General features: G+C 56.9%; 11 protein-coding genes. 2 read left to right on the forward strand and 9 right to left on the reverse strand.

The annotated features are described in order from the left end of the window. The 6 genes from SV253_01190 to SV253_01215 all read right to left on the reverse strand — a co-directional run. Window positions 1-215, reverse strand: a 215-nt coding sequence (locus SV253_01190; GenBank protein ID MDY6774698.1) for an MFS transporter, incomplete at its 3' end; no start/stop codon positions are given. Between the two features lie 68 nt (window positions 216-283). Continuing rightward, window positions 284-1,198 (reverse strand): sulfide-dependent adenosine diphosphate thiazole synthase, encoded by a 915-nt coding sequence (locus tag SV253_01195; GenBank protein ID MDY6774699.1) that lies wholly within the window; start codon window positions 1,196-1,198, stop codon window positions 284-286. Window positions 1,199-1,255: 57 nt separating this feature from the next. After that, window positions 1,256-2,269, reverse strand: a complete 1,014-nt coding sequence (locus SV253_01200) for a glycosyltransferase family 4 protein (protein MDY6774700.1) — start codon at window positions 2,267-2,269, stop codon at window positions 1,256-1,258. A gap of 183 nt (window positions 2,270-2,452) precedes the next feature. After that, window positions 2,453-3,037, reverse strand: coding sequence for a glycosyltransferase family 4 protein (locus SV253_01205; GenBank protein MDY6774701.1), 585 nt, complete (start codon window positions 3,035-3,037; stop codon window positions 2,453-2,455). After that, on the reverse strand, window positions 3,034-4,797 hold the full coding sequence (locus SV253_01210; protein ID MDY6774702.1) for a glycogen/starch synthase: 1,764 nt from the start codon (window positions 4,795-4,797) through the stop codon (window positions 3,034-3,036). The genes SV253_01205 and SV253_01210 overlap by 4 nt, the downstream gene beginning before the upstream one ends. A gap of 40 nt (window positions 4,798-4,837) precedes the next feature. Next, window positions 4,838-5,086, reverse strand: a complete 249-nt coding sequence (locus tag SV253_01215) for a hypothetical protein (protein MDY6774703.1) — start codon at window positions 5,084-5,086, stop codon at window positions 4,838-4,840. A 181-nt stretch (window positions 5,087-5,267) separates the two neighbouring features. Here SV253_01215 and SV253_01220 point away from each other — a divergent pair, with 181 nt between their 5' ends. Together SV253_01220 and SV253_01225 are read left to right on the forward strand one after the other, a co-directional pair. Continuing rightward, the gene (locus SV253_01220) at window positions 5,268-7,112 is read left to right on the forward strand and encodes an amylo-alpha-1,6-glucosidase (protein ID MDY6774704.1); all 1,845 of its coding nucleotides are present in this window, start codon (window positions 5,268-5,270) and stop codon (window positions 7,110-7,112) included. Between the two features lie 4 nt (window positions 7,113-7,116). Beyond that, the gene (locus SV253_01225; GenBank protein MDY6774705.1) at window positions 7,117-8,436 is read left to right on the forward strand and encodes an ADP-dependent glucokinase/phosphofructokinase; all 1,320 of its coding nucleotides are present in this window, start codon (window positions 7,117-7,119) and stop codon (window positions 8,434-8,436) included. Here SV253_01225 and SV253_01230 read toward each other — a convergent pair. Genes SV253_01230 through SV253_01240 form a run of 3 tightly spaced genes read right to left on the reverse strand, consistent with a single transcriptional unit; the run spans window position 8,412 to window position 9,904 of the window. Further along, window positions 8,412-8,945 (reverse strand): HIT domain-containing protein, encoded by a 534-nt coding sequence (locus SV253_01230; protein ID MDY6774706.1) that lies wholly within the window; start codon window positions 8,943-8,945, stop codon window positions 8,412-8,414. The genes SV253_01225 and SV253_01230 overlap by 25 nt on opposite strands. 26 nt (window positions 8,946-8,971) lie before the next feature. Then, window positions 8,972-9,106, reverse strand: coding sequence for a hypothetical protein (locus SV253_01235; protein MDY6774707.1), 135 nt, complete (start codon window positions 9,104-9,106; stop codon window positions 8,972-8,974). Window positions 9,107-9,157: 51 nt separating this feature from the next. Continuing rightward, the gene (locus tag SV253_01240; GenBank protein ID MDY6774708.1) at window positions 9,158-9,904 is read right to left on the reverse strand and encodes an aldolase; all 747 of its coding nucleotides are present in this window, start codon (window positions 9,902-9,904) and stop codon (window positions 9,158-9,160) included. Window positions 9,905-10,055: the final 151 nt, after the last annotated feature.

Raw genomic sequence — 10,055 nt, forward strand, 5'->3', positions numbered from 1 at the left:
GCGATCATTCCCATCAGGCTCGCGCTTCCGAGTAGACCCTCGAATATATCCGTGAGACCCCACGCGTTACTCAGGACAGGGAGCGTGAAACTGATTAGTATGACCTCCATTCCGTCGAACGCCCACGCGCTCCCACAGATCCCCAGAAGACGTCTGTGGAACCTCCCCACGGGAATCCTGTCGAGAACCTCGGAGACGGTAACTTCTCGGCTCATTCGTCTCTTGGATTAACGCCGGTTCCGTATAAGTCATCCGGCGTCCGGAACCAAACGAGAAAGCTGGATCAGTCGTCGGCGGGAGCCGGATCGACCGACATATCCACAGACGGCGCGTCGACTCCTAGCTCGTCGAGTGCGACCTGTGCCGCCTTCTTCCCCGAGAGGAGCATAGCGCCGAATGTCGGACCCATCCTCGGGAGACCGTGTGCTGTCGCGGTCGCCATTCCCGTGGCTATGAGACCGGGATGGACGAGACCCGTCTTCTCTACGACTGCGTCCTCCGACTCTCCGACCCACATCGAGCCATGACCCGGCGAGTCGTGTCCAGGAGCGCCGTACTCCTCGTCCTCGGTAGCGTCCATGTCTGAGTCTCCAGCACCCGGTATTTCGAGAGCACCTCTCTCCTCTAACTTCTTGACCGCCATCGCCTCGTGACCCGTCGCGTCTATCACGAGCTTAGACTCGACTGCGACGGGGTCGACACACGTTATCTCTCTCGGGAGTGCGTGGACGGGGGTCCAGTTCATGACTATCCCCGAGACTCGGTGTCCGTCTCTCACGACTACGTCAGTGAACTCGGTCATGTTCTGTATCTTCGCCCCCGCGTCACACGTCGACTTTATGAGAGCCGAACACGCGTGGGGTCCGTTTGCGACGTAGAGACCGTCCGCCTCGTCCGACTCGTCGTAGTCGACGTCTATCTCGTCGAGTATCTCCTCGGCGGGACTCCTCACGGTGACCTTGTTCATGAGGAAGCCGCCGAGCCAGAAGCCTCCTCCGAGGTAGTTGTTCTTCTCGACAACCATCGTCTTGACACCCCTCTCCGAGAGCTCCTTCGCTGCCGTGAGACCCGAGGGTCCACCCCCGAGTACTATGACGTCGCTCTCGGTGAAGTCGAGGAACTCATCTGACCATTCCTTTCCTATCGCTCTCGTGACCTCTGCCTCTGTGGCGTCGGCGAAGCCGTTAAACTCAGTCATACAACTGGGTAATATAACTACGACTGTAAATAACTTTCCGTGAAACCAACGGTCGTCTCAGTTAATGGCGGAGTCATAGACGTCCTCGGTGAGCCGGGCTATACGTTCCCATCTGAACTTCTCCTCTGCCCTCTCCCTCGCTCTCTGACCCAGCCACTCGGACCAGTTAGGGTCGTTGAGAACGCGTTCGACCTGATACGCTATAGAGCCCGGGTTCTCGGGGTACGAGTGTAGTCCCGTGTACTCGTGGACGACAGTCTCCTTTATGCCTCCGACGTAGCTTCCGACAGTCGGGGTGTAAGACGCCGCGGATTCGAGAGGAACTATCCCGAAGGGCTCGTACACCGAAGGCATCACTGTGACCCTCGCAGCCTTCATGAGGGACACGAGTTCGTCGTCGGAGACATACCCCGGGAAGTAGACCTTCTCCCCCACGAGGTCTCTAGCCATCCCCCTGTAGTACTCCGTGGCTCCGCTTCCCACCATCACGAACTTGGCGTCCTCGAAGCCTCTGAGAATCCGCGGCATAGCCTCTATGAGGTAACGTACGCCTTTCTGTGGGTACATCCTTCCGACGAAGAGGACTATCTCCTCCCAGTCGAGGGCATAACTCCGTCTGTTGAGACTGTACCTGTGGGAGTCGAACTTCTCTGTGTCAACGCCGTTGGGTATGTAGCTCAGCTTCTCTTCCGGAACGTCGTATGTGTGTCTAACCTCCTCCGAGAACTCCTTGCCGACGGCTATGACCTCCGAAGTCTCGTATGTCCCGAGCCATTCGAGGTCACGTATCGCCCTCTGGTAGTCCGACTCGACACCGTCTCTTCCCCTCTGTGTCGAGTGGATAGTAAACACCATCGGAACGTCGAGTGACTTCTTTATGCCCGTCGCGCCGGGGATCGCCATCCAGTCGTGTGCGTGTACGAGGTCGAAGCCGTCTTCGTCGTAGATCTCGATGGCTTTCTTCTCCATCTCGTGACCCAGACGCATCGACCACTCGAGTGTCGCCGAGTCGGAGGGGGGAAACGCGGTGTATCTCGACGCCGTCTCTCGTCTCTCTCCCTCCGTCTCCATAGCTGACTACGACGGGGTCGTGACCGCGCGAGCTCAGGGCGGTCGCGAGACCCTCACAGTGTTCCGCGATTCCGCCTACCTTCCGTGGCGGATACTCCCAGGTCACGAAGAGTGGTCTCATCCAACTCCCATAACCGCCGGTCTGTTATATACTTAACGCTGAAACAAGTAGTTAATCAGCAGTTATATAGAAAGTAGACTCTCGTAAAGAGCGATTACCTCGTCTGTCCAGCAGTCTCTCGACGTGTCTATGTCTCTTATCTTCTCCCTCGGAACCCCGAGGTCGTGGACGAGCGAGTCACGTGTGTTTTCTCCGAGAGCGAGTATGTGAGACGACTCGAAGCCACCCTCCCATTCGAGGTGTGAGATCATCGAGGAGTTGGAGTCCCCGAAGCCTCTCTCGTTCTCTGTCGACTCGTAGCTCACCACGAGAGGTACGTCGAACCTCTTAGAGACGACGACTCCTGCGGCGACAGTCGTCCAGTCGTGTGCATGTACGAGGTCGAAGCCGTGTCTTTCGCCCATCTCACGTGCGGCTCTCTTGAACTCGTTGTTGAGTATCACGGTGTCGTCGTAGACCGTGTTTCCCTCGAAGTAGGTCGTCACAGTCCGTTGGTCTATACCCCTCAGACCGGGATCCTCCCCTGATCCCGACGAGATAAGACTCACCTCTCCGCCTCTGTCTAAGACCCTCTCCACCATCTGTCTGAGATGACGTGTCACCCCGTCGCCGTCTCCCACTCTACGCACGAGATAGAGAAGTCTCATTCCTCCCCCAGAGCCATCCCGTGTGCCTGTCTGTAGTACTGACCGAGTTCGTCCCACGAAGTCAGCTGAGCTATCTTTCTGGAGTTGTGTTTCCTCTCGGCTATCTCGCTCTCGGAGTAGCCCACGAACTCCTCGATTATGTCGGCGAGGACTAAGACGACCTCTTCGTCCGACTTGTCCCTCCGTCTTATGATCCTTATCCCCTCTCTCTCCTCCGCGTCGGTGTTCTCAAGTATGAACTGTCCGAATCCCGACATGTCCGTCGTCACAGACAGAGAGCCGTTTGCCGCGGTCTCGACTGGGGTATACCCCCACGGCTCGTAGTAGCTCGGGAAGATACCCGCGCTCGAGGCTATCACGAAGTCGTCGTACTCCATCGAGAGGAGACGGTCGCCGACCGAGAGATAGGTCGGATAGAAGACGACCTTTACCCTGTCTGTCTCCCTGTTTCTCAGACCGTTCTCCCTCAGAGCACTCAGAACCTCGTCGTTCTCCTCGGGGTACCTGAGGTCGAATGCACACAGAGGCGGGTTTTCGTTCTCCTTCGCCCTGAAGTTGCGTTTGAGCGAGAGAAGAGCCGATGAGTCCTCGTAGAGAGCCTCGTCGAGTCTCTCCAAGACGTCGTAGCCCGACGTCAACGAGTTTATAATCGTCGTCTGTATCTTCGGCATCACCTCGTCGACGTAGTCCTCTAACTCCCTGTAGAGCGAGAAGTTCTCCAGAACCTCCATCTTCTGCTGTTCGACGTCGCCCGGGACGAGTATGAAGACGAAGACCTCGTCACCTTCCTCCCGGTTTACCTCACCCAGGGCACGTATAAGTACGTCGAGACCCTTGTTCCGGAACTCGTAACGACCCGACGTGAACAGAATCTTCGGGTTCTCCTCTACGTCTATGTTGTAGTAGGGCTCGAAGTAGGCGCGCAGGAAGTTCTCGACCTGTTTCTTCTCTGTCTGGTGACGGTAGGACAGGTCACCTAGATGTGGGTAGTCACGCATGTCGAGCCCGTTGGGGAGTATCATGTCGGGTTCGACCCCCAGTACCGCCTGTGTCTCCCTTCCCGTGTTCTCGCTGACGGTCGTGAAGACGTCTGCCTCACGTGCTGTGACCTTCTCCATCTCGTGTTTCGGCTTTACTCCGTACTCCGACGCGAGCGACTCGTCCACGTTCCCCTCCTCTACCGCTTCGACCAGGCTGTAGTCGGAGTTCGAGAGAGCCCTGCCGAGAACTGTGGCGTGTGTGGTGAATACCGTGGGCATCGAACTCTTTAGAACAGCAGGTCCCGACATCCACTCGTGACCGTGTACTACAGTGGTTCCCGAGAGAGCGTCCTGTAGCTCCTCGAGAAGACGTCCGACCGCATAACCCCATCTCAGGGGCTCGTCGTAGTCGCCTCCCGTGCCGAGGGAGTCTATGCCGTGTCTCTCCCACATCTCCTTCTTTATCTCGTCGGTCTGTATCTCGGCTTCCGACGCGTCGACGAGTATACATCTCGGAGAACCTGGGACGTTCCAGACCCCGGTGTAGCAGTCTATCCCCTCGGCGTCGAGCCTACGGATGACCTCGGCGTGGTCGTGTTCCGCCTCGTGTCTCGTCGCAAACTCGTTACGGAAGCTCTCCTCGTTGTAGAAACCCACCGTAACGTAGCTACTCCCGTAGTACTCCCTCATCTTCCGAGCCTTCGACTTCAGAACCTGATGTATACCTCCTACCTTGTTGGCTATCTCGAAGGATACCTCGATGAGGTTGTCTGGATGCACCGTATTACTCAGATATACCGTAGATGTGAACTACCCCGCCCTACTCGCTTGCCCTGGTGGGCTCGCTCGTTGAGGGCGGGGCTTCCAGCGAAGTTTCCTTCAGAGTCTGACCAGATTCAAGGTCAGAGAGGCTTATTCGCTGTGGGGCGTCCACAGCCCGCTCTAGACTCTCTTTCCCAAACGGCTTGTTCGGGAGGTTGAGCTTACCTGTCAAACATGGCAAAACGACAAGAACCGGATGGTTGTTGCCGTCTGCTTTAGAGGTTGAAGGTATTTCCACGTCTGACATGAAAATATATGTTAGAATAGTATTTATATCTTGTGGGCTTTGGGTTTGTCGGGCGTATCCCCTCCCTACTCATCCGCTTCGCGGATTCCTTGAGGAAGGGGTCTTGCCCTCGAATTTAGATAAATGTCTAATGGGGGTATGGATTTATAAACCTGAAACCGTAGTATCTTCTTAGTTAATAATGGAGACCTTCCTCGGACGTGACGACGGTCTGTCCGACCACGTCGGGAACGCCTCGAACCACCACGGCTTTCTGAGACGGTTCCTCGACACCGGCTTCAGGACGAAATGGTGCGGCTACTGGGTTCCTCCGTACAAGATACTCGATTACTTCGGTCTGAGTCTAAACGGAGTCTGGCTCGACTCGGAGACTGTCGATGAGGTCGGCTACTCCAACACACGGTATGTCTTCAGACACACTACTGACTCCTTCGAGGTCGACGAGAAGATAAGTCTGGAGTACGGAACCAACGGCTTCGACCTCAGGCTCGGCGTCGAGAATACCACTCGGGGTACGAAGTCGGTAACTGTAGGTCTGGAGACAGGCGTCGACATACGGAGTAAGGGCGACGACCTAAGCCAGCTCGAGAACTACTCCGTCAGTACCGACGGCTCCGGCGGATTTACTGTCTCGGCGGGAGAAGACAGAGACGGAGACGGAGGCGGAGACGGCTTACCGAGCCTCAGAGTCGAAGCCAACTCCGGCGTCGAGTTCGACGTAGAGGACAGGGGATCGAAGACACATCACCCCGGCGACCAACAGAGATGCCGTGTAACCCATCTCGCCGTCCACGACGAACTCGAACCACATACGAACACATCCTTCGGGTTCTCGTTCCGTGTACCCGAGACGTCGTCATGGGCACACGACGCCATAGACCACGGTGTCGACGGCGATGGCGAACTCGGCAGCCCCTTCGTGTCGTGTGTCGAGAGTCTCAAGAACCTCGTCTATTACAGGGACGGATACGGTATGGTAGCCGGACATCCCTGGTTCCAGAGCTTCTGGGGACGTGATACATTCTGGAGCCTCCTGGGTCTCATAGAGACTGGCTACTTCGACCTCAGCCGCGAGATACTCGACCGGTTCGCTCGTAGCCGTGACGAGACCATGACGACGGGCACGGTTATACCCTCTAAGATCACGATGGAGGGGAGTCCTGAGACCACCGAGAGAGCCGACACCGATCCCCTGTTTGTGATCGCCGCCGACAAGCTCAGACGACACTCGGGACGTCTGACCCCCGAAATAAACGAGGCGTCCGACGCCGTCTTCGGAGCTCTCGACCGACGTCTCACCGACGGAGTAGTCGAACACTCATCCTCGGCGACGTGGATGGACACGGTCGGAAGAGAGACCGCTGTCGAGGTACAGTCTCTCTGGCTCCGTGCAGCCGAGTCAGCCGACGACCCGAGGCGAGACCAACTCAGACGTGGTCTCGAAGACCTACTCGACCGAGACACGACTGTAAACGTCTCTGTGCCTCTCTTCTTCGGACAGGTCGACGAGACGAGGGCGGACGACCTACTCGACCGGCTCCAAGACGTCTTCGTCTCCGACTTCGGCGCGACGACGTCTCCGTCGGACGACCCCGACTACGACCCGAGAGGATACCACACGGGAAGCACATGGGGTCTGACTTCGTGCTGGGTAGCGGGTGCTAACCTGCGTTACGGCAGGTACGAGGAGGGGGTAAGTCTACTCAGGAAGACCGCAAGCCTCCTACCCAGAGACCAGCCCGGTGCTCTCCCCGAGACGGTCGACTCCGAGACGGGAGAGATGATAGGCTGTTCCGAACAGGCGTGGAGTGCGGGTCTCTTCGTACACGTGATCGACAGACATCTCCTCGGTATAGAGGTCGACGCAGACTCCGAGAAGCCGACAGTCAGAGTCGATCCCGTTACCGAGCGAGACTGGGTCAGAAGACGAAAACGCGTCGGGGACGACACCTTCGACCTCAGACTCGAAGACGGCGAAGCTGAGATTCTCGAGTCGAGCCGTGAGACAGACCTAAGAACACAGTGATAGGATGAACTCAGACTCACTCGAAGACGGATGGAAGACTAAGTACAGAAAGAGCACCCGTCTCGTAGACGAGAAGACTGACGCAGTAGTCGGCTTCAACGTCAACATAGACGTCATACATTACATAGAGGAGACCGACCTCGACGTCTCCGACGCCGATCCCAGGCTCGTTTCGAGAGTCGAGGACTACGAGGATCTCAGGTCGTCGGTTCGGTACTGCGTCGACGAGGGTGAGAACCACGAGGTCAGTCTCGGATTCGAACTCGACATCGAGGGTGACGAACACATAGGAGGACAGGGAGGTATAATGTCGAAGTACCTCTCACAGACACGGAACGGTGTAGTCTTCTACAGCCCCGTCCTGTCACCCGAGATAGCGAGTATACTCGACGACGGCATCGTATTTCCCGTCGAAGAAGACGGTGAACTCCGTCTCAGACCAGTCGGAGACTGTTCGAACACTCAGACTACGAAGAGGAACCACATATTCGAGTTCAAGACCGACAGGTCAGGCAGACTCATACTCTCGGGATACGCCGAGGGCTTCGACCCCTACTTCCCCGAGCCAGTCGAGGGACACATAGACGAACTCGGTGACTGTGCTCTTCTTTCGGCTTTCCACGACGTCTCCGAGAGGCCTAAGCAGAAGATAGAGAAAGCCGCGTCACAGCTCAGGCAGATCGAGATTCCGGTTCACACCGAGTACGTCCACAAGGACGACGAGACCGCGAGCCTCGTCATAGAGAAGATACTCCCCGAGGTCGACAGCCTCGGAGTAGACACGACCGAGATGAGGGAGATACTCATGTCACACGGCATAGAGGTATACGGCGATATGAGCCTCGAAGACAGCGTCGAGTACGCACGTGAGGTATCCGACTCACTCGGGATAGAGAGGCTCCATCTCCATACCTACCAACACCAGGTGATCGTCGCAGACGAGGAGTATCCGGTGCCACTCGAACGTATAAGGGACTCGGCTCTCTACGGCTGTGTCTCGTCACTCGGTGTCGCCGAAGAAGGACGTATACCCGACTCGGAGTACATAGACGGCTTCAGCCCCGACGCCGCCGACGACAGCGACAACGAGAATGACAAGGAGATACTCTCGGACAGTCTCGACGAGATGAGACGTCTCGGCGAGAGCATGCATGTCGAAGGCTTCGAGGAAGACGGCACTGCGAGGGTCGGGGATAAGAAGGTAGCCGTGGTTCCGACTCTGATACACCCGAACCCGGTCAGAACCGTGGGTATGGGAGACATCACCTCAGCAGGGGCATTCACGTCTGAGATCGAGTATCAGCTGTCTTCGTCTCCCCAGTAGTCCTCAAGTATCTCCCTTCTCTCGACGTACCTCTGACGTGTCTCCTCGAGTGACTCAGTCATGACCTTACTGTCGAGTGCTGTCTCCATGAACCCCCTGTCTTTCTCGTATATAGGCACAGCCTGGACGTGTAGATGGGGAACCGACTCCCCCGCTGCCTCTCCTATGTTTATACCTATGTCTATCCCCGCGGGCTCCATCACCTCGTTCTGGAGCGTCTCGACACTCTGAACCATCGAGAAGAGCCTGTTCCTCTCCTCGTCTTCGAGCTCGGCTAAGGAGTTGAGATGTCTCCGGGGGACGACCATGAGATGACCCGTGTTGTACGGGAATATGTTTAGAACTACCATCAGAAAGTCGTCCTCGAAGACTGCTATCTTAGTCACACGGCTGTCGTCCTCCGACTGGGCACAGAAGAGACAGTCTATGTCATCCGGAACCTCGGCGTCGGCGTACTCCTTTCTCTCGGGACTCCAGAGGTACATATCGTAGGGCTTGAGATCCGTCATCATATCTCCTCTCGCGTTCTCACGTGTCAGGTCTCCACGCGTGACTCGCCACAGTCGACACAGACGTAGCTCCCCTCTACTGTCTGTGTCACCGGAGCGTTACAGCTTATACATTTGATACGCGCAGTCCTGGCTTTTCGGGGATATCTACCAGTACCCATGACCCCAGATACGGTTCGAGACACCTATATCTGTCGCCGGTTCGGTTCATCTCAGCCGAAGAGCACATCCCCGAGTTCATCGAGGAACTCCTCGGGGTTCTCGCGCTGGAATACGTTGCGTCCCACAGCGACTCCGTCGCCACCCGCTTCGACCACGTTCTCGACGTCTTCGAGGAAGCTCCCCCTCTTCGAGCCTCCGCTCATCACCACCTTCGTCTCACCCGACACCGAGACGACCCTCTCCATCCCCTCTCTCGACCCCGGGTATTTGACCTTGACGGCGTCGGCTCCGAGTTCGAGACCCACGCGCGCTGCGTACGAGACTATCTCAGTAGAACTGTCGTCTTTCACGGGCTGACCCCGAGGATACGACCAGACTACGACAGGAACCCCGTGTTCGCGCGCCGATTCCTGAACCTCCCTGAACTCCTCGAACATCTCCGACTCGTGGTTCGAGCCCGGGTAGAGGGTGTAGCCAACCGCGTCAGCATCCAGCGAACCGACTGCGTACTCGACGGTACAGTTCTTCGGCGAGTAAGGCTCCGTCTGTGTGAGACCCGTCTTTCCGTTCAGCTTCACGAGGAGGCTGACGTCGTACTCGTCTCCGTAGGTCTCAGCGAGACCCTTCTGAACCGCGAGCGAAGTTACGTTCTCGTGTTCGGCTATCTCGAAGACGTATCTCGGGTTCGCGCTCTCGGGAACCTGACTGAAGTCGGTCGGGCCGTGTTCGAGTCCGTGGTCGTAGGCGAGGACGAGACCCCTTCCGCCTCCGAAGACAGTCGGCTTTCTCGACACCATACGTAGACTACGGCGAATCTCACTTAAAGATTCGTCCTAGACCACGGATTTTTTGGCATGTTAAACCCATCCGGGGTTAAGCTTATACATCACCGTCTGGTTATACGCCTATACTTATGGTCGAGGTCGCAGTCAACGGGATGGGAACTAT

It is taken from the genome of Candidatus Afararchaeum irisae, assembly GCA_034190545.1.
Classification (GTDB): Archaea; Halobacteriota; Halobacteria; order Halobacteriales; family Afararchaeaceae; genus Afararchaeum; species Afararchaeum irisae.

What these genes read in the sequence shown, in the direction of transcription:
- SV253_01195 (MDY6774699.1), bottom strand. Translation starts at nt 1,198, where the DNA reads ATGACTGAGTTTAACGGCTTCGCCGACGCCACAGAGGCAGAGGTCACG.
- SV253_01200 (MDY6774700.1), bottom strand. Translation starts at nt 2,269, where the DNA reads ATGGAGACGGAGGGAGAGAGACGAGAGACGGCGTCGAGATACACCGCG.
- SV253_01205 (MDY6774701.1), bottom strand. Translation starts at nt 3,037, where the DNA reads ATGAGACTTCTCTATCTCGTGCGTAGAGTGGGAGACGGCGACGGGGTG.
- SV253_01215 (MDY6774703.1), bottom strand. Translation starts at nt 5,086, where the DNA reads ATGTCAGACGTGGAAATACCTTCAACCTCTAAAGCAGACGGCAACAAC.
- SV253_01220 (MDY6774704.1), top strand. Translation starts at nt 5,268, where the DNA reads ATGGAGACCTTCCTCGGACGTGACGACGGTCTGTCCGACCACGTCGGG.
- SV253_01225 (MDY6774705.1), top strand. Translation starts at nt 7,117, where the DNA reads ATGAACTCAGACTCACTCGAAGACGGATGGAAGACTAAGTACAGAAAG.
- SV253_01230 (MDY6774706.1), bottom strand. Translation starts at nt 8,945, where the DNA reads ATGACGGATCTCAAGCCCTACGATATGTACCTCTGGAGTCCCGAGAGA.
- SV253_01235 (MDY6774707.1), bottom strand. Translation starts at nt 9,106, where the DNA reads ATGGGTACTGGTAGATATCCCCGAAAAGCCAGGACTGCGCGTATCAAA.
- SV253_01240 (MDY6774708.1), bottom strand. Translation starts at nt 9,904, where the DNA reads ATGGTGTCGAGAAAGCCGACTGTCTTCGGAGGCGGAAGGGGTCTCGTC.